The organism is Parageobacillus caldoxylosilyticus NBRC 107762, assembly GCF_000632715.1.
GTDB classification, from domain to species: Bacteria; Bacillota; Bacilli; order Bacillales; family Anoxybacillaceae; genus Saccharococcus; species Saccharococcus caldoxylosilyticus.
On sequence record NZ_BAWO01000034.1, the window covers coordinates 1 to 19,939 of the forward strand.

17 protein-coding genes and 2 pseudogenes are annotated in these 19,939 nt (G+C 40.4%); 2 read left to right on the forward strand and 17 right to left on the reverse strand.

From position 1 onward, the window contains the following. Nucleotides 1-331 precede the first annotated feature (331 nt). On the forward strand, nucleotides 332-667 hold the full coding sequence (locus GCA01S_RS10685; RefSeq protein ID WP_042409816.1) for a hypothetical protein: 336 nt from the start codon (nucleotides 332-334) through the stop codon (nucleotides 665-667). Nucleotides 668-804: 137 nt separating this feature from the next. Here the strand turns inward: GCA01S_RS10685 and GCA01S_RS10690 are convergent, their stop codons facing one another. The 4 genes and pseudogenes from GCA01S_RS10690 to GCA01S_RS10705 form a co-directional block, all read right to left on the reverse strand. Beyond that, the gene (locus GCA01S_RS10690; RefSeq protein ID WP_042409818.1) at nucleotides 805-1,248 is read right to left on the reverse strand and encodes a MaoC/PaaZ C-terminal domain-containing protein; all 444 of its coding nucleotides are present in this window, start codon (nucleotides 1,246-1,248) and stop codon (nucleotides 805-807) included. Between the two features lie 312 nt (nucleotides 1,249-1,560). Then, nucleotides 1,561-1,677 (reverse strand): annotated as a pseudogene (locus GCA01S_RS20140) (carbohydrate ABC transporter permease); the annotation flags it as partial. Between the two features lie 831 nt (nucleotides 1,678-2,508). Further along, entirely contained in the window at nucleotides 2,509-2,688 is a 180-nt protein-coding gene (locus GCA01S_RS10700; RefSeq protein WP_042409821.1) for a small acid-soluble spore protein H, read from the reverse strand. Nucleotides 2,689-2,949: 261 nt separating this feature from the next. Further along, a complete protein-coding gene (locus GCA01S_RS10705) occupies nucleotides 2,950-4,695 on the reverse strand; it encodes an ATP-binding protein (RefSeq protein WP_042409824.1) in 1,746 nt (581 codons plus the stop codon). Nucleotides 4,696-4,917: 222 nt separating this feature from the next. On the opposite strand from GCA01S_RS10705, the gene GCA01S_RS10710 reads away from it, so the two are divergent. Further along, nucleotides 4,918-6,249 carry an APC family permease gene (locus GCA01S_RS10710; protein ID WP_042409828.1) on the forward strand — a complete coding sequence of 444 codons (1,332 nt, stop codon included), beginning with the start codon at nucleotides 4,918-4,920 and terminating at the stop codon, nucleotides 6,247-6,249. Between the two features lie 123 nt (nucleotides 6,250-6,372). Here GCA01S_RS10710 and GCA01S_RS19870 read toward each other — a convergent pair. The 13 genes and pseudogenes from GCA01S_RS19870 to GCA01S_RS10770 form a co-directional block, all read right to left on the reverse strand. Beyond that, nucleotides 6,373-6,583: pseudogene (locus tag GCA01S_RS19870) on the reverse strand (peptide-methionine (R)-S-oxide reductase); the annotation flags it as partial. 222 nt (nucleotides 6,584-6,805) lie between these two features. After that, nucleotides 6,806-7,222, reverse strand: coding sequence for an immunity 70 family protein (locus GCA01S_RS10715; protein WP_003251423.1), 417 nt, complete (start codon nucleotides 7,220-7,222; stop codon nucleotides 6,806-6,808). Between the two features lie 9 nt (nucleotides 7,223-7,231). Beyond that, on the reverse strand, nucleotides 7,232-8,410 hold the full coding sequence (locus GCA01S_RS10720; RefSeq protein ID WP_042409831.1) for a pre-toxin TG domain-containing protein: 1,179 nt from the start codon (nucleotides 8,408-8,410) through the stop codon (nucleotides 7,232-7,234). Then, nucleotides 8,407-8,721: a hypothetical protein gene (locus GCA01S_RS10725; RefSeq protein ID WP_042409834.1), complete on the reverse strand. Its 315-nt coding sequence runs from the start codon at nucleotides 8,719-8,721 to the stop codon at nucleotides 8,407-8,409. Before GCA01S_RS10725 ends, GCA01S_RS10720 begins: the two co-directional genes overlap by 4 nt. Nucleotides 8,722-8,906: 185 nt before the next feature. Further along, nucleotides 8,907-9,107, reverse strand: a complete 201-nt coding sequence (locus GCA01S_RS10730) for a hypothetical protein (RefSeq protein WP_155835569.1) — start codon at nucleotides 9,105-9,107, stop codon at nucleotides 8,907-8,909. A gap of 62 nt (nucleotides 9,108-9,169) precedes the next feature. Then, nucleotides 9,170-10,432: a PTS ascorbate transporter subunit IIC gene (locus GCA01S_RS10735; protein WP_042409838.1), complete on the reverse strand. Its 1,263-nt coding sequence runs from the start codon at nucleotides 10,430-10,432 to the stop codon at nucleotides 9,170-9,172. A gap of 149 nt (nucleotides 10,433-10,581) precedes the next feature. After that, nucleotides 10,582-10,848: a PTS sugar transporter subunit IIB gene (locus tag GCA01S_RS10740; RefSeq protein WP_042409841.1), complete on the reverse strand. Its 267-nt coding sequence runs from the start codon at nucleotides 10,846-10,848 to the stop codon at nucleotides 10,582-10,584. A 32-nt stretch (nucleotides 10,849-10,880) separates the two neighbouring features. Further along, the gene (locus GCA01S_RS10745) at nucleotides 10,881-12,938 is read right to left on the reverse strand and encodes a BglG family transcription antiterminator (RefSeq protein ID WP_042409844.1); all 2,058 of its coding nucleotides are present in this window, start codon (nucleotides 12,936-12,938) and stop codon (nucleotides 10,881-10,883) included. A 368-nt stretch (nucleotides 12,939-13,306) separates the two neighbouring features. Next, nucleotides 13,307-14,659 (reverse strand): purine-cytosine permease family protein, encoded by a 1,353-nt coding sequence (locus GCA01S_RS10750; protein WP_042409846.1) that lies wholly within the window; start codon nucleotides 14,657-14,659, stop codon nucleotides 13,307-13,309. A gap of 251 nt (nucleotides 14,660-14,910) precedes the next feature. Next, nucleotides 14,911-15,096, reverse strand: a complete 186-nt coding sequence (locus GCA01S_RS19875) for a cupin domain-containing protein (RefSeq protein WP_052510036.1) — start codon at nucleotides 15,094-15,096, stop codon at nucleotides 14,911-14,913. An 81-nt stretch (nucleotides 15,097-15,177) separates the two neighbouring features. After that, nucleotides 15,178-16,944: a hydantoinase B/oxoprolinase family protein gene (locus GCA01S_RS10760; RefSeq protein ID WP_042409848.1), complete on the reverse strand. Its 1,767-nt coding sequence runs from the start codon at nucleotides 16,942-16,944 to the stop codon at nucleotides 15,178-15,180. 3 nt (nucleotides 16,945-16,947) lie between these two features. Further along, entirely contained in the window at nucleotides 16,948-18,993 is a 2,046-nt protein-coding gene (locus GCA01S_RS10765) for a hydantoinase/oxoprolinase family protein (protein WP_042409850.1), read from the reverse strand. 40 nt (nucleotides 18,994-19,033) lie between these two features. Then, nucleotides 19,034-19,576 carry a helix-turn-helix domain-containing protein gene (locus GCA01S_RS10770; RefSeq protein WP_042409853.1) on the reverse strand — a complete coding sequence of 181 codons (543 nt, stop codon included), beginning with the start codon at nucleotides 19,574-19,576 and terminating at the stop codon, nucleotides 19,034-19,036. Between the last annotated feature and the right edge of the window lie 363 nt (nucleotides 19,577-19,939).

Below are 19,939 nucleotides of genomic sequence, written 5' to 3' on the forward strand. Positions count from 1 at the left end.
GATTGCGGTGGCTTTTATTATTTCTAAAATAAGACAGGAAATTCCGACAAATTAATGACCAATTGAATTTAACATGTTATAATATTTGTTACAATATTGTAAATTAAACCAAAATATGGAGGTGATCAAAAATGAAAGTTGGTGATTTTCTCTTCCAAGGAGCTTCAATTCTTATTATTTTAGTTTCTATCATACTAGTTTTTATGGCATTTAGATTTTTTAGCAAGTCCAAGAAAGAAGGAAAATATTAAATGCACTTACATTGTAATCAAAATGTATTTGTAAACAATTAAAAATATTGTATAATATAGTTTAAATTACAATAAGGGGGATGGGGGTAAAAATTAAGAAATTAAACGAATTATTACCAATAGCCATTGCATTGGGGCTAGCATTTTCAAGTACCGGCATCACTGAGGCAAAGACAATTCAAGCTGACAACACAAAACAGCATGCAGTTACATACACCAAGAAAGACTATGATCTTATTAAGCAAAGACAAATTGAAATGGGAGTTTCACCTGAAAAAGCAGAAGAATTAATTGCTAAGCTAAAAAATGGTGAAGTATTGGATGCAGATGTGTTAAGTCCTGAAGAAGCTGTAAAAACAGTTAAAGCAGTTGATGGCGCTTTAATTCGGCCGGATCGAGCATCGATATCGCCATGAGCAACCCTCCTTCTCCTTTTGACCATCATCACTAAGCGGAAAAATGAATTATAGTGCCTTGTTTTTCATCGGGAGCGGCTCTGCCGTCCGCTATGGATCACATCCTTGACGACGATTCCCCTCATGGTGGAATCCGTTCATCCATTACCTTCACGGGCGACAAGCACGTGCACAATCGCGTCGACGACCGTTTCCCCATGTTGATTGACAACGCGTTGATGCACCGTGACCAGCCCCGCCGCTTCGCCCCGTTCCGTCAGTTGCTTCACTTCCGATTCGACGTAAATCGTATCGCCGATTTTCACCGGGCGGACGAAACGAAGCGAATCAATGCCGTAAAAAGCGAGAACCATGCCCGGCTCCATCACCCACAGCCCAGTCGCCGCCGACATCGTCAGCATCCCGTGGGCGATGCGTTCGCCAAACTGCGTCCGCTGCGCGTATTCCCGGTCCATATGTAACGGATAAAAATCACCCGAAACGCCGGCAAACTGCACAATGTCCGTCTCGGTGATCGTCCGCCCACGCGAACGATGGCGCTCACCTACGGCATACGCTTCAAAAGGGCGGTCAAAACGCAACTTGGATCACCTCCTAACTTGGCGTCAAAAAAGTCAATCCACTCCCACCCCCTTTCAAGTACGCAGTGGAATTAATTTTAAGAAATTCTGTATATTTTAGATAAACCTTTTCTTTGAAAACGCTCTCTTTTCCGGCGTCTGTCATTAGCATATGAATGACGAGCCACCGATAGAACGGTGTATTCGCCGTTTCGTGTTTCGAATCAATGCCCCCACGCCTAATCAAAAAAGGATGCATACACAACGGCATCCTTTTTGGCTTTTCCATTATTCTTTCACCGAACCGCTCGTCAGCCCGGACGCAATGCGGCGCTAGAACAGGAGCACCATGATGACAAGCGGAATCGTAACGACAACCGTCGCCGCTGAAATTTCCCCCCAAGGAATCGTATACTGTCCTTGGAGCACGGCAATGCCGACCGGGGTTGAGAAAATTCACGTCGTTTTTGCTTTTCTTCACTGCTAATATATAGCTGTTCTTTCCGTATCTTTTCAAGCTCTGTTTCCAATAGAGCAAGCTTTTCTTCGTATGACTTCACTACATGATCCAACTCATCTGCTGATATAGATGATAGCCCTGAAGGATTTGACAAAGTTAAATTTGTTATTTCTGCTTCATTTACACTTCAGATGATTTTAGTGAGCTTGCCCCTGAAAAGTCCATTGAAATTGCAATTGAAAGATAATTTTTCCATTAATAAAAAATTGATTAAAAGCGGTGTGTTTATGTAATTTGTTTAGAAATATGATGGACTCTTCACCACAAAATGTACTTGACAATCCGGTTGTTTTCTGATCAAGGTTACAAAAAACGTGAAATTTTCTGCATGGTAAAGATAACCAAACCATCAACCAACGAATTGAATATGATATTTTGTAAACAAATCTTTCAGCATCGTTTTCTTTTAAAATCCCCTTTCCTTAATATATTCGTGCAGTTCTTAAATTAATGCTGTTCATTTATGACCGCTGCATGTTGTTTAACGATTTCCAATCATGCTCCGGCCGATCGAGTTCTCGTTTCAGACCGTTCGTTTGTTTCATATGGCGGTCAATTTTAACAGGAAAATAAAAAACGCCCAGCTTAAGAGGCCAGACGTCAAATTATTTTTTAATCCTAATACACCATCTACAGCAGCATCATTACATTGATACCATCAGCAAACTGAAGTTTAACACCATTTCCAATCCGATCTAGACTGCGACAAACTACTTCCTTGATCACAAATTCAATTCTTGAAGCGCCGCTGGAAAATTATTTCAATGTTCTTTTAAGCTAGATACAGAAACATTTTGTTTATTCTCTGGTTGATCAAGGGGATGGATTGTCGCTGTTCCATTTTCCTCATCGACCTGTTCAATATAGATAGGCACCCCATTATAGGTTACATGAGCCATAACTGGTGAAGCGGCAATTTCTTTTGCTCGTTGTACATTCATGATCATGACCTCCTTTGGATTGGTAACAATTATTAATATTTGCTCTAAATTACTTAGATATACATGTTGTTGTCGAAACACTTTCAAATTCCATTTCAAGCAAACAGAGAACTGTGCAAAATAGGAACTGATGAACAAAAAAACCACATTGGCCATAATCGAATTCGCAAACATTTCATCTAAATTCGCAGTGTCAATGTCCACATCAAATTTTTGGTGTGTGAGGAGGAATTAAAAAAGCAAGAGGACTGATCTTTTCACTCAGCCCTCCTGCTTTGAGGAAATGGGAAAAAGCAAACACACGGTCGTTCCTTTTCCTTCTTCACTATGAATTTCCATTTTGCCACCATGCGCTTCCACGATTTTAAAACTCACCATTAGCCCTAGTCCTGTCCCTTTTTCTTTTGTACTGTAGAACGGTTCACCGAGCGTAGCCATTCGCTCTTTCGGAATGCCGCAGCCTTCGTCTGTGATGCAAATAAGAACAGAATCTAGCTGCGGTTTCGCTTCGATCCGTAACATTCCGCCATTTGGCATCGCTTCGATTGCGTTTTTGATGATGTTGATAAACACTTGTTTCAATTGATTTTCATCACAATAAAGCGGAGGAAGTTGTTCATCAATGGAATATTGAACGGTCACATGATGCAATAGCGCTTGCCCTTCAAGAAGCTTCATCACATGTTGCAGCATGTCCGATACATGATGGTATGCCTTTTTTACTGGATTCGGCTTTCCAAGCAATAAAAACTCGTCGACAATTTCGTTCAATCGCTCTAATTCCGCTTCAATAATATCGAAATACATCTGATTGCGTTCTCCCTCTTTTAAAAGCTGGATAAACCCTTTCAGCGATGTTAATGGGTTGCGGATTTCGTGGGCAACCCCCGCCGCCAATTCACCGACAACCGCTAGTTTTTCCGATTTTCGCAACAGTTCTTCCGACTGTTGAATAGAATCAATCATGTAATTGAAGCGTTTTGCGAGCAAGCCAATTTCCGTTGGATCGGTTTCATCTGCGCGAACATGTTTTTTCCCTTTGGCGACCTCTTCCGCCACATCACACAACCGGCGAATCGGATGGACAATTTGCCGGGCATAGAGCGCCGTTAAAAGCGATAAAATGAAAAATGCCGCAATAGAAGCAAGCCAAAGCGCCTTTTCAAACAGCGCATAAGGTTTATAAATTTCCGAAGCAGGGACTTGCGCAACAACCCCCCATTGCAAAATCGGAATGTACGCATAGGAAGCAAGCATCTTTGCCCCTTCCGTATTGACGACTTCTTCATAACCCGATTGTCCTCGGAGCAATTTTTGCACAATAGCGTTTTCAGCGACATGATCGCCAATTCGTTTTTTCGATGGATGAGAAATAATGTTCCCATTGCGATCGACGATGAACGTATAGCCGTGCTCCCCAATTCGAAAACTTTGAACAATGGATCGAAATAGCTTATTTTGTTTAATTCGCATCGATAAGTTGACGACTCTCTCCACTTCATTCCGTTCATTTAAAACAGGTACAGAAATGACAAGCAAATAACGTCCCGTATCCGCGGAAACAACATCGCTGAAGTAAGCTCTTTTCGTTTGCAACGCTTGTTGGAAATATTCACGCTTACTTAAGTTATAGTTTAATAGACGGCTCAGGTCATTCGGATAAAAACCTTTCACATATCCGTGCGAATCTAATACTGTAGCGCCATCAATATAAGGAGAAATTTCAATAATACGTTCAAGCCCTTCTGACCATTGCTTGGCATCATTCACCCGAAAATGTGGATCGTTTTGCACGTATTGCTCAAACTTATTTAAATCCTCGCCAATTTGAACAATTTGTTCTTTCATTCTCAAAACGGTTTTATCCGTCATGTGCCGATATTGCTCTTTGGTGATTTCAGGCAAATACATCCGAGCAATCATAAACATTAAAGCTAGCAAAGCAAAAATAACGGCTAAATTAATGATATAAATTTTCCAAAAAATACGTGACCGTATCCAATTCATTTCCCGCGACTCCCTACATCATTCGTTGTAGATTTTTATTATACTACTTATATCATGAAAATTGTCACATGTTTCATCGTGTACAAAAAAACCCGTTCATGTCAAGAAATGAAGTGAAATCTATAATATTTTAATTTTCAAAAAATAGAAATTTACTTAAATCCTATGTTATAATGATCCAGTACTCATAAGAAAAACATTTGTCCTTTTGAGGTGAACACCATGAGGCATGCTGAATTAAGAAAAAGCATCGGCTTTATCGCCGCAACATCTTTAGTCATCGGCACGGTCATCGGTTCCGGCATTTTCGTGAAACCAGGCGTTGTCATCGCCGCCGCCGGCGACTCGACAATGGCCCTATGGGCATGGATCATCGGCGGCATTATTACATTAGCGAGCGGGTTGACGATCGCGGAAATGAGCGTAAAAATTCCGAAAACCGGAGGACTGTATGTTTATGTAGAAAAGGTGTACGGAAAGTTTTGGGGCTTTTTATGCGGATGGGTGCAAACGATTATCTACGGCCCAGCGGTGATCGGAGCGCTCGGATTATACTTTGGTTCGCTATTTGCAGGGGTGTTTGGTTTTTCAAAGCAGACGGAAACATGGATCGGAATTTTAGCCGTTCTTTTTCTTGCGCTCATTAACATGCTAGGAACACAATACGGCGGTGCAGTTCAAAGCTTGTTAACATTAGCAAAACTGCTTCCAATCTTCCTTATTATTGTGTTTGGAATGTTTCAAGGAGATGTGCCTGTATTCGGAATGAAAAGCGAAAGCAGCCAAGCGATCAGCATGGGGGCTGCTGTGTTAGCGACGCTTTGGGCGTACGACGGCTGGATGAACGTCGGGTTTGTGGCAGGCGAAATGAAAAATCCAGCAAAAACGTTGCCAAAAGCCATTATTACTGGAATTGTCATTGTCATGCTTTGCTACTTAGCCGTCAATATCGCGCTCCTTCACGTTCTTCCTGCAAGTAAAATTGTCGAGCTTGGCCCGAACGCCGCAAAAGAAGCTGCGGCGCTACTATTTGGCGGTGTAGGCGGAAAAATGGTTGCGATCGGTATTTTAATTTCTATTTTCGGCTGTTTGAATGGAAAAATTTTAACATTCCCACGCATGCCGTTTGCGATGGCAGAAGACAGGCTGTTCCCTGGCGCCCGTTTCTTCTCGCGCGTTCATCCGACGTTTCACACTCCTGTTCAAGCAACCGTCTTACAAGCAGCGATCGCTGTGGCGATGATGCTAATGACCAGCCCAGATCGCTTGACAGATATCGCCATTTTTAGCGTTTTCTCATTTTACGGCTTAGCGTTTTACGCCGTGTTTTTGTTGCGGAAAAATCAAAAGCCCGATCATTCGTTATATAAAGTGCCTTTATATCCTGTAACGCCAATTGTCGCGATCGCAGGAGCGCTTTACATTATTGGAAGCACCGTCATCCATCAGCCGCTCGATGCTTTTCTTTCCGTGTTAATCACGTTATCCGGAATTCCTGTTTATTGGAGTCTTACAACCAAACAAAAAGATAAAACGGCGAAACAAGCAAGTTAAACGAACACCAACACCCTCAAAATGCGTTTGTTCACCAAAATAGTATTAACAACGATCGAAAAAAATGTAAAACCGCTAAACGGACGCCGTTTAGCGGTTTTCTTTTTCAAACAATGTAAAATACTACCCATATCCTTCTTTTTCAAGATCTTCTCAACGCTGCTGAATGGATACAATAGCGAAGCCCTGTCGATGCTGATCCGTCATTAAAAACATGTCCTAAGTGCGAATCGGCTTTTCAGCTACGAGCTTCTACGCGAACGATATCGTGGCTTAAATCTAATTCGGTCTTAATATTTTCTTCATGAAAATGCTTTGTAAAACTTGGCCAACCGTAGCAGAATCATACTTGGCGAACAGTGCCTAGCGCTGTTTTCCATAATGGATTTGTTTTCTCGAAGAATTGTCGGATAGGCCATCAGTGAACGGATGAATCATCAATTCGCGATACAAGCATTAGAGAAAGCTGTTTGGAAGCGTCAACCTCCACCTAGGTTGATTTATCACTCTGATCAAGGATCACAACTATCAAAACAAGCATAAGCCGCAAAGGGACTTAAATACTTTCTATTTCAATGTCTGACTTTACTTTTAAGGCCTTATTTAAGGCTTTTTTTAAAATAGTTATTAAATCTTCTCCATCACTTGTAACAAAATAGTTAGATAAGTCTGTAATTTCATCACTTATATTATCTCCCCATGGTGGTGTTTTGGAAAGGTCTTCAATATCCCAAATGACTTGTGATGGACTGTAATTTTTCAAACTTTCTTGAATTTCATCTATTTCTTTAATAGCATCTTTAATATATTTATACTCAAGTTTGCCATTATATAGTTTGTTTAATAAAAGAGGATACTTTGTTCCCCAACCATTTGGCTCTAAATGATAGCTTACTGTTGAAAAAAACGAATGTAAAAAGTCACCATGCCCAATTGGATACCAATAATATTTTACTTTAAAACCTACAGCCATTCTGTCACCTCACTCATTAGTTTTAAATCTAATATTTACTTTACCATTTGTTTTTTTCATTATTTTATCATACAAATCATCTAGTATTTCTTCCGATACATTTTGTCCCCGTATATCGATAATAACAGTTTGTTTAGTACCTCTCGGTAAATCACCTAATCGCTTTTCAAATTGAGTAGAAATATTGTTTACTAATCTGCTTCTACCTTCTGGGGTAATAATTTTATAATTTTTTACTTCTATACTAAATCCTTCTTTATAATAATCTGGTCTTGAGCTTCCTTTGGTTCCATAAGGTACTTCTTTTCCGTTTTTAAAAGATTTTTGAGCACTATATTCTGGATATTCTTTTCCTATGTCAATTTCTGATTGTCTCCAAGACGGTCTAGCATTACCCGTCCCCTTACCAACCACCTTATCCCCAGTTTTTCCAATTATGTTCATCATCGTTTCTTTTGCTTCCCTCTCAGCTCCACTCATCCATACACCGCGGGCCGGACCGATTTCTGCCAAGGCTGGCTGCGGTCCCTGCAGGACAGAGCCAACATTTTCGAGAAGGTTCTCCCATTGCCTTTTGAACGAACGGATCGTTTGGGTAATCGGCGCTTTTACCACTTGGAGATACGCCGCTTGAAGGGCAGGCATAACTTTATCATAGCGGAGAACATGTTTCGTTTGCGAGACTAATTCGGAAACATCCGCTGCTGTTTCTGCCGCTTTCGCTCCTTTGATCCCCGCTTTGCCGGCGACGCCTGCTCCTTTGGCTGGAGGAATGACGGACAACAATAGCATTCCTCCCGCCAGCCAGCGGTCTCCTGCTGAAATCCGTTCCCCGGTGATTGGATCGTATTCTCCAAACAATCGCTGCAAGTCATACCAGCCAAGAAGCTCCAGACCGAATTCTGTCATGTTATCGGCAAGCGTTTGGTCTGCCTGTCTTATTGCCGCGGCTGTTCGATACAGCAGTTCCTCCGCTTCATTCAGCTTTTCTTCATAGATCTGGAGCCAATAAACAAGCTCGTCTTTGAGCTCATGGATGGCATCAGAGCCGATTCCTGGAATCTCCATCACTAAAGAGGGAAGTTCCCAGGAAAGCGAGGTTCGCGCGCGCTGACAGGCGTCTTCCGCATCGGGGACATGTTTTGCTACCGCTTCCAGCTCCTCTGGTTTGATTTGAATGGTTGTCATGATAACTCCTCTATCTTTCGCTGTATTCGGGCGATTCCCCTGCTTATTTCATGAAGAAGATCGTCTGCGGCCGCATCAATATGTGATTCGATTGGCCGCAAGTCCCCGTATATCGCCTCAGACGCTTCCCTCGGCTCTCCTTGACAATGTGAAACATATTCATCATTCACGTGGTAAAAGGAATGTAAGCCATGATCAAATTCCTCGCTCGTTTCTTCGACCTGCCCCTGATAAGACTGGAGACAATAGCTCATCGTCTCGTAGGCCCTGCGTTTCACTTCTTTTTCGATCGATTCCAAGAAAGACAACACCTGGATTTCCTCTCCCCCATTCACACACTATCTAAATGGTAACACAAGGAAAATAAGGATAAATCATGATATATTCCTGTTTTCCCAGATGACAATGAGGACTTTTTCCCTATCTATTATTTCTGTTATGTGAAACATGTCAAAGTTCCTTCGGAAATTACCTTAGTTTAATAGAACTCGGTCAATCATGTTGTACAAGCCGGTGATAGGTTTTCCACAAGAACTGCCAAACTTAAATCCGAAATAAACAAACCGTCCAAGTGATTGACACGATCATACCTTCCCATTCTTCCATCTCGTCCTTTATTTCCTTGCTGAAGAACGGTATCGAAGAATAAATGAAAGTCCTCAATTCCTTGATATGGATTGAGGACTCTTGAATTCATGATTCCCACGCGACTCGAATGCGCGATCCCTACTCTGTCAAGGTAGGGGTACTCTTCTTCCATCATGAAAACAACTTAATCAAATACCCCAACAAAATCCCCACAATCCCAAAATCCGAATCTCCGAACGTCGTTCCTTCAAATCCTAGCGAGCCGAGTACTGGTAGTAAGAGCGCTGGTAAGAAGGAAATTAAAATTCCGTTGGCAAATGCTCCGAAAATGGCGCCGCGTCTGCCGCCTGTGGCGTTGCCGAATACGCCGGCAGCGGCTCCGGTGAAAAAGTGCGGAATTAGCCCAGGAACAATCACTTTTAAGCCGACGAGCGGCAAGATAAACATCGAAATAATCCCCGCGGCAAAACTGGATAAAAAACCGACGATGACGGCGTTCGGAGCGTATGGAAATACGGCCGGACAATCAAGCGCCGGCTTGGCGTCTTGCACCACTTTATCCGCAATCCCCTTGAATGCTGGAACAATTTCAGCAATAAGCATCCGTACTCCCGCTAATACAACGTATACCCCTGCGGCGAACGTAATTCCTTGCATAAGGGAGAAGACAAGGAAGTTCACGCCGCCGCTTAACTCTTTCTCTATAAACTGCTTTCCGGCAAATGGGGCAACAATAAAGAATAACAGAACCATTGTCAATGACATCGCCACGGATGTATCGCGAAGGAATCCTAATGATTTCGGCACTTTAATATCCTCAGTGGATTGCGCTTTGTTTCCAAGCCGCTTTCCGATCCATGCGGAAGTAAAATAGCCGATCGAGCCAAAATGGCCTAAAGCGATTTGGTCCGTTCCCGTTATTTCTCGCATATACGGTTGCAAAATCGCCGGCATCAACACCATCAAACTTCCAAGAATAACAGAACCAATGATGACAAGCGGAATACCAGTAACCCCACCAGTAGCAAATACAGCGGAAATCAAGCAGGCCATAAATAACGTATGATGCCCGGTTAAGAAAATATATTTAAAACGAGTAAATCGTGCGATAAGAATATTGACAACCATTCCGAATAGCATTATCATTGCTGTTTCTTTTCCAAACGTTTGTTGAGCAATGGCAACAATCGCTTCGTTGTTCGGAATCACCCCTTTAATATGGAACGCTTTTTCAAACATTTTCCCGAAAACGTTTAACGAGCCGATTAAAATGTTGGCGCCGCCGCCGAGAATAACAAATCCCATAATCGTCTTTAACGTGCCGGAAACGATATCAGGAAAACTTTTCTTTTGCAACAACAGACCAAGGAACGCAAACAATCCGACCAAAATCGCCGGCGAACCTAATATATCTTTCATAATGAAATCAAACATCGCACATGTGCCCCCTATTTATTCATAAGCTTTAGGAATATCATTTTTTTCTATCTAAAAATCTCTTTCTTGTTTTCTCATTCTTTCGTATACTTCTAATAAAAGGGAAAGTTTTTTCTTTTATGCAGGCGGTCGCCTGCTTATTTCTATTACAAATGTTTCTGTAGCACGAATCTTAGTTCATCAAGGTCAAGAATATTTGTCAGTTTGGCCACATTGCGCGTGCCGTCATCCAGTACTTCCACTAAATCTTTTGCCCCTAAATATAAATCGGCTTTTTCTGTTTTGCTTGTGGCTAAATCAGTATGAGAAACTTCGGCTTCAATTCCCAGCTCTTTTAACACGTTTTTGACATTCATTTCGATGATAAAACTGCTTCCAAGTCCATTTCCGCAAACGACGAGAATTTTTTTCATTTTTTTGTACCTCCTTGGTTTGAACTCTTATTTTAATGAGAATATGCTTCGATTAATGTGAGTACTTCTTCTACCGAATTGGTCGAGAATAATACACGCATATTTTCTTTGTCTGATAACAATTTTGTCAGTTGTGATAGCGCTTTTAAATGTGTTTCATTATCAATGGCAGCTAAAACGATTAAAACATATACCCGGTGTTCTTCTTTTTCCGAGAATAGACAACCGTTTTTGATTTTAAGAAAGCTCATCCCTATTTTCTTTACTCCCTGTTCCGGCCGGGCATGCGGCAAAGCCACTCCTGGTGCAATCACGATGTAAGGTCCCAATGTCATCACATTGTCAATCATCGCTTGAATATATTCGTTTGTAATATAACCGCCATCCAATAACGGTTTAGCAGCAAGCACAATCGCTTCTTTCCAATCACCTACCTCTTCAACAAATTGAATGTGATGTTTTGTAAGCAAATCTTTCAACATCGGTTTTTTAAAAATCTCCTTTCTTTGACTTTGACTAATATATTCGTGTAGTTCTTGAATTAACGCTTGTTCATTAATGATCGTTGCATGTTTTTTAACGATTTCCAATAATGCTTCGACTGATAGAGTTCTCGTTTCGGATAGTTCGTTTGTTTCTCTTAAAAGCAATATTTTATCCGCAGCGGTTAAAATAGGACGAACCATATAAACGGGAACATCTCGCGGTTGTAACGGAATGGTTGTAACAACAAAATCAACATGTTCCAAAGAATAAGCTCGATATTCTCTTACCGAGATAATGTCAATGACATCAACGGTTGGTAATAGTTCTTCAATTTGTTTTTGTAAAATTCTTGATGTACCAATGCCGCTTTCGCACACAATGAGCGCTTTTTTCCGTGTCGGGACAGATACCCCCTCTCTGTCAAGCCATCCACCGAAATGCATTGCAATATAAGCAATTTCATCATCGCTTACGGATTGACCGACGACGTTCTCCACATGATGAACAACTTTTTTCGTTAGAGTAAAGATGTCATGATAATTTGCTTTGACAGATTGGGTTAATTCATTTTGCAAATGAAGACCATATTTTAAGCGGTAATAAGCCGGTTTCATATGAATCAATAAATTTTTTTTCAACTCTTCACGATGTTTGAATTGTACACAAGCGTACGTTTGAAAATCATCGACCATGTTTTTGACCATTTGTTTTAAAATGGCGATTTCATTGCTTTGATCGATTTGCTTATCGTCTGTGACTCTTGAACCCAGAAGATAGGTTGCGAGATAACAAGTTTCATCTTTAGGAACATTGATTTGGAAAGCGTTTTCAATTTGAGTAATGATATAATGAGCCGTTTTGTATTCCCGAGTCGATCGCAACACTTCTTTTTCCTGCTCATCCATTTGAATGTATTTACCACGAATCCATCGTCTTATAAAAATAGAAAGATAAATGGTTAATGTTTGAATAACGTCATTCGTATAACGAATGGAAGAAAATGCTTCTGATTGGCGAATAATATCGTTGATAGATGATATGCGCCCGCCTAACAACTCAGAACATAGACGTTCATAGCCAACCGTTGCCAAAAGCTGTGCGACATGATGTACGATTGCCTTCCGTTTTTGCATTTCTTCACCTTTAATGAAATATCCTTGTTTACGATGGAATGCTAATTGCAACTGAAACAACTGCCATTCCGTTTTGAGTTCCTTGATATCATTCAATAAAGTACTTCGGCTGACTTGCATTTTCTCTAACAAGTCGTGTAAAAAAATCGGACGGTTGCGAATAAAAATCAATAATCCAATCCAAGCTTTTCTTTCTTCCGAAGAATACTCGTAATGTCGAATCGTTTGTAACGTTTGCCATTTTTGCGCCATTTGCTTTTTGACTTGATCGTCCAAATAAAAACCGAGATCGCGCACATGTTTCAGTTGCGAAAAGCCTTGACTTCGTAGCCAATCATTTATTTTTTGAATATCGTAATAAACCGTTCGCCTTGATACTTGCAAGGACTGAGCCAGCTTGTCTGCGGTGACGTGAGTAGAAGAACTAAGCAACATATTCAAGATTTGGACACAACGGGCATTGAGTATCATGCTGGAGTGCTCCTTCATTCCATTGTGCAAACAATCATACTCATTAGATGGAATCTAGACTCCTCTTACTGTTCATTATATTGAAATTTCGGCAAAAGATAAGCCCAAATGTTGTGAGTAGGACTGTGCAAAATATAGACCGATGTACAATAAAAAACCACATCCGCACACAGATGTGGTAACAAACGAATTCACAAAGCTTCACAAACATTTCGAACGCTTCTTTGTTTTCATTTTTCTCTCCCGTAACAATTCAGCCTATACTAGCTAACAGATGAACGTCTTCGATGAGTTCGGTCTCTCTTGTTCTTTTGGTCTAGTAGCTAATGCTTTACAAAAAATTTTATGCATTATCCCTTTTATCTAAATTAAACAATAGTCGTATCTGTATTTACATCTGTTTTTAAAGTATTGTTGAATGGATCTGTAAAATTATCAGGGGCAACCTTTGCTTTTATTTTCATAGCCACCCAATAAACAAAACCAGATACGATAACAGATTGAACGGCCGGCAGCCCAATTGGATGTACATATTGTGTACAATAACCGAGTAATGTACCTGCGACTAAAGCGATGGTCGCCATCCAGTTCCAGCCTTTATTGTCTACCCACTGTTGCTTACGGATGAAGAAAAAGTCCGTCATCATAACACCTGCAATGGCCGGATAAATCAAAGCGGTCATATATAGAAAATCCATAAAATAGTCTAATATTCCTGCCAATGCAATCACTAAAGAAATAATAGTTCCACAAAGAGTTAATAATGCTCTTCCTCTCCCAGAATTTACGTTTAACATATTAGCTAATGCAAGTCCCATACTATAGTTATTGACGATTTGACTCGTCCAAGTAGCAAACCAAAGAATTAAAAATCCCCAGACAGGAAAACCAAGCTTTAACATTACATTAACGATATCTGCATCCCCTATACCAACAGACATCACAGCACCGATAAAAAATAGTGGTAAGCCAACAGCAATGATGCCCAGAGGGATCAATATATTATCCTTGATCTTCGGCTTAGCATAACGGGTGTAATCAGATGAAATGACCCACTGCGAAACATTAACACCAATAATTAAACTAACGGCAGCGGAAAACGTCATGGAAGGTTTCGGATCCCAAGATGCAATAGTCTGCCATCCTGTATTTTTTAGTGCATAGAAAATTCCCCCGGCAATTAAAAGTAGTCCCGCTGGAACTGCAATATAATCTGTCCATTTCATCGAAGAATAACCTAAAATAGCCGGAAGCGCAAATAATAATCCCGTTATTGTGGTTACAACTGCCCATGGAATCCATTCATGTTTATAATCGATACCAATCATGGCGGAAATCGCATTTCCAGTAACAGCCGTCTGTACCGCCCACCATCCAACAGATACGACAAAAATGGTTAAACCGACAATAAAACGGGCTTGTTGAGCACCAAAACTCGTTCTCGCAATAACAGAAGAAGATCTCCCTGTCTTAGCTCCAATATAACCTTGAATCGCATTCCCTACCCATTGAAACCCAATCATTGCGACGATTAAAATCCAAAATATTTCAGTAATCCCAAAACTAGCTGTTAGCATGGCGCCTACCATTAGAACAGGGATGGAAAATTCCAGCCCTCCAAAAATCATCGCAGGAGTTAACCAATGTTGCCTTTCACTTAAAGGAATGGCTGAAAATGCTTCATCTTTTTCGATGGATTTGTTTAACCCTTTTTCTTCCATTCTCTCATCCCCTTTGTTTTTTGTCGCTTTCTAACCAAAAATTAAGATTTCGATTTTTTCTGTTTCGGCTCTTTCACTTGCAAATTGCAAATGTAAGATTACTTTATAAAAAGAGGCTAACTCCAACATCATGAGCAAGCCTCTTTCAAGAAGAAGACATATATAACAAGACTTTGTATCAAAAACTAATTGTCATTAAACCTTTTTAGCCAACTAATACCCACACGATCTCACAGACTTCATTGTGATCGTTATAAGCCGTATGTTCTTCCCCCTGCTGGAATAAAAGTGGCGTCCCTTGCATTGATCCGATACTGCTTTCCTCCACTTTCAGCAATAAAACTTCCTTTTATGACAATGGAGTATTCATTTTGTTTATGGCTAGAAACCCCATTTAGCGGCACATGTTCTCCCGAAGGAATGACGACTTTTCCCATGGCTATTTTTTCCGCTTACGTTTTTTTGTTCAGAAACCTTTCAAAGGAATACAGAAGTCTGCTCTTCTGTTGGTAAATCTTTCATTGTGATGACTTGCATTTTGATTTCATCCTCTCGCTTCTTAAAGGGGTATATCCTTCTATTTCAAAAGTATCAGGGTTCAAAATGACGCCAAATATTTCTTTCGCTTGGGTTGTGGTGAAATATCCGTTTTTTACATCTCTTGCTACTTTTTCAGCTGGACGGTCGAGAGGATTTCCGTAACCTCCCCCTGTTGCTGTCATTAACTTGACAACATCCCCTTTGTTAAGCGGATATCTCGGATAAATTCCATAAGGACCGTCTACTTCTCCATTTGCTTTTTGGATAATAAATTCATTTGCAGATCCTGAATGTCCGCCATTGATTCCCCAAGGTAAAAATTTGTTTCGCCCAAATGTGACAGATACCATTTGCTTATCTGTTAAAGCACGATAGGAGCGAATGACACCTGAACCACCGATGTATTCCCCTGCACCAGCTCCGTCTGTTCTTAAAGCATACTCTTCGACCATGACACCATAACGAGTTTCAGCGACTTCAACCGGCACGTTATACGTTTCACCGTCACCAAGACAGAATTGTCCACGAGCGCCATCTTGCCCTTCCGCTGCTCCCCATCCACCAACAGAAGGTTCCACAATTAAAAATGGTTCATTCGTATCTGGATGTTTTCCTGCTAGTACTACCGCACAAACTGATAATAAATGCCCTGCAGGCAAACGATGCGGAACGACCGGAGCTAAGGCTTTCCAAATTAAATCCGCACCTGCTAACATACTTTCCCAATATATCGATACAGGGGCTGGCCGCTCCGCCGATAAAACTGATTGCGGATCCGTAATCACTTTCAGCGGGCGGAAAACTCCATCATTTACATCTTGAGATGGGTTCGTAACAGCTAAAAATATCGTTCGTACGGCAGACACTAGCGCTGTATATGAGCAATTAATCGGGCCCGGTACTTGTGGATGACTTCCGCGAAAATCGCAAATAAATTCATCATCCGTAATCGTTACTTTCACTTTGATTTTAAATGGTCCGTTACCAAAACCATCGTCATCAATATAATCTTCCGCTTCAAAAGTCCCCTTTGGAAGTTTTTTCAGCTCTTTCCGTGCCAATTGTTCACCGTGATCTAACAAATGTTCGATAGATGCTAACACAATATCCTTTCCATATTTGTCACACAATTCGCGTACACGTTTTTCGCCTGTTCGCAATGCTGCGACTTGCGCCCACATATCGCCTAGTGATAAATCAGGAAATCTGACATTCGATCGGATAATGTCGACAAGCGCCTGATTTACTTTTCCTTCTTCAAACAACTTTACGCAAGGGAATTGCAGCCCTTCCTGGAATATTTCCACTGCATCATTGCTAAACGAACCGGGATCTTTTCCGCCCACTTCTGTCCAATGTGCTTTATTGGCAGAGAAAGCGATAAGTTCACCATCGTAAAAAATCGGCATGACAAGCCCAACATCTGATAGATGGGACCCTCCCCCTCCATAAGGATCATTGATAATAATAATATCCCCCGGTCTTAATTCTTCTTTGCCAAACTTTCGCAATGTTTCTTTTACCATGAACGACAACATTCCGATAAAACCGGTGACACCATTTCCTTGCGTGAGTAATTGGCCTTTTGCATCCGTTAGGCCACTTGCATAGTCTAATACCTCGTAAATAATGGGGCTCATGGAGGTTCTAGCTAATGCATAAAACATCTCTTCCCCAATGGCAATTAATGAATCCTTTACAATTTCAAGGGTAAACGGGTCTACTTTTGATTTTACATTTACCATCGATTACTCCACCCCCGTATCAATGATTAAGTTACCATATTGATCAACGGTTAATGATTGGCCTGGATATAAAACAGTTGAAGCGGATGGCTCTTCAACTATAGCTGGACCTGTAATTTCCATATCTGATTCCAATAAATGGCGGTAATAAACTTTCGTATCAAGCCAGCCTTTTTCTTCGTAAAATACAGGGCGAATTTCTTTTAAAGCATTTTCTATTTTTCTTCCAGTTTTTCGAATCTTTTTCAAAACTGGTTTTTTCACTTTTCCAAACGCTGTTAAATGAAGATTTACAATTTCAGTAGGTGTATCTTCGAGCTTAAATGTGTAGTGCTGTTCATGTAATTGATGGAATCGATGAGCGATCTCTTCTAGAGTGTCGCTTGTCCATTCTCCATTTGGAACAGGTACCTTAACGGTATGTTCTTGCCCTAAATATCTCATATCTGCAAATCTCGTAAATAACACATTTTCTTCTCCGATTCCCTCTTCGCTATATTGGGAAATGGCTCTTGATTCTAGCTTAGCCCATTCCTTGTTGATTTCTGTCAAATCAATATCCGTTAGTCTCTTAATATACGTTTGGATATAATCGTGACGAAGATCCGTCATTAACATTCCCCAAGCTGAGAAAACAGAGGATGCGACAGGAACAATGACTTTTTTCACGCCTAATTCTTTAGCAAGAGCAGGTGCATGCATAGAACCTCCGCCACCAAATGCAATAAGTGTAAATTCTCTCGGGTTATAACCTTTTCGAATAGAAATGAGTTTTAGCGCATTAAGCATGTTAGAATTCGCAATTCTTATGATTCCTAATGCCGCTTCCTCTACAGAAATTCCGTAATAATCAGCCACTTTTTCTTTAATTGCTCTGCGCACGTTCTCTAAATCTACTTTATAATCAAAATTTTCTGGAGATAGGCGCCCAGTTACTAGATTCGCATCCGTTGTTGTCGGTTCTGTTCCTCCTAACCCATAGGCAACAGGTCCTGGCAAAGCTCCGGCTGATTGCGGTCCTACCTTCAAAGAACCGGCCTCATCAATCCAGGCAATAGAGCCACCGCCATTACCAATTTCGACAATATCTACAACCGGGACTTTAATCGGGTAACCAGCACTCCGCTCATTTTTTTCGATATAGTAATCGGTTGTTACTTTCACTTCACCATTATTAATGAGTGAACATTTTGCCGTAGTTCCTCCGATATCAAAGGCAATAATATTCTTTTCCCCTATCATCTCTCCTAGAACGGCAGCACCGTAAATCCCGGCTACAGGTCCAGATTCCACCATATGAATCGGAGTTTGTTTAGCTTGACTAAATGTGGTTGTTCCGCCATTGGATTGCATAATAAAATTCTGACTATTGGTTTTATTTTCGATGAGTTTCGATTGTAAGCGGTCAATATAAGAAGCGGCAATAGGCTTTACATAGGAGTTCAAAACTGCGGTGTTCGTTCTTTCATATTCACGCCATTCTTTTGTCACTTCATGAGAGGCGGTCACAGCGACATCAGGCCAAAGTTCTTTAATGATTTCTACCGTTTCTTGTTCATGAATTGGATTTACGTATGAATGAAGGTAGGAAACTGCAATCGCCTCGACTTTTTCTTTTTTGAAATAAGAAACGATTTCTTTAATTTGTTCTTTATTTAGTGGAACAATAATTTCTCCTTTATAATTAAGTCTCTCTTCCACTTCTTGGCGGAGATAGCGTTCCACAAAAGGTTCCGGTTTTTTGTAACGAAGATTAAAGAGATCCGGACGATTCCCTCTGGCAATTTCTAAAACGTCTCTAAACCCTTTTGTCGTAATAAGCCCGGTTTTTACTCCTTTTCTTTCTGTTAAAGCGTTAATAATAACGGTAGTGCCATGAATAAATGTCCGAATGGCTTGCTGATTAATTCCGCTTTTTCGAATAACATCAATAACCCCTTGTTCAAAATTTGGAGGTGTCGTATGGCTTTTGGCTACTCCAAAATTTCCATCATCATCAACATAGACTAAGTCCGTAAAAGTTCCGCCAATATCTGTTGCAACTCTCATTATTCTCCACCTTTCCTATAAGAGTTATTTGCTAAACCAGTTAAAAAATAACTGGGGTCAATACACAAAGCAGGACGGCTTCTTCGTCAAGCACATTTTCAACAAAATGAGGACAAGTTGAAGGAAAATGCAAACTATCCCCCTGGCGAATTAAATACTCTTGGTTATCCACGTTAAATAATGCAGCTCCTTTTAACACATAATAAAACTCTTCACCAGGATGATTGAAGGTTTGAGTTCGTTTTTGGTTGGGAGCTAAAGTAACAAGCATCGGTTCAAGTACCCTTCCGTTAAATTCACCGCTTAAACGCACATAGGTAAAATCAGACCCCTCAATCTTAAAAGGTTTTTGATGTCCTACTTTTACAAGATAATTATCGTTTGATTCAGTTTCGAAAAACTCCGTGATCTTTACATTTAATGCATCTGCAATCTTTTTTAAAGATGTAATGGCCAAAGAAGAGGTTCCTCTTTCAACTTGGGATAAAAAACTTATGGATAAGTCTGTTTTTTCACTAAGTTCCTTAAGTGTTAAACCATTTCTTAATCGTATGTCCTTTATTTTCTTATGAATTTCATCCATACTAAACTTCCTTTCAATACCACGTCAATTATTTTAGAATTACTGAATTTTATTTAAGTAATACTGTATTTTCTCTTAAATATTAACATATATTTTTATAAAATTTAAATAATATTATAAAAAATATAAATATTATTTTTTCAGCTTATCGACAGCCTGAAGCACCATAAAAGTGTACAAACTTTTATGAGTGCTTTTAATTTGCTATCATCGTCCCCTTATTGCTTATCTAAACAAAAAAGATTTCCTACCCATCTCCCTCGTTTCATATGAAATACTATCTTATTGGAATAAGCTTGAAATCCTTGATACGACTGGGTTCGAAGTACGCGATCTCTACCCTTGCCAAGCCTCTTCCGTTAT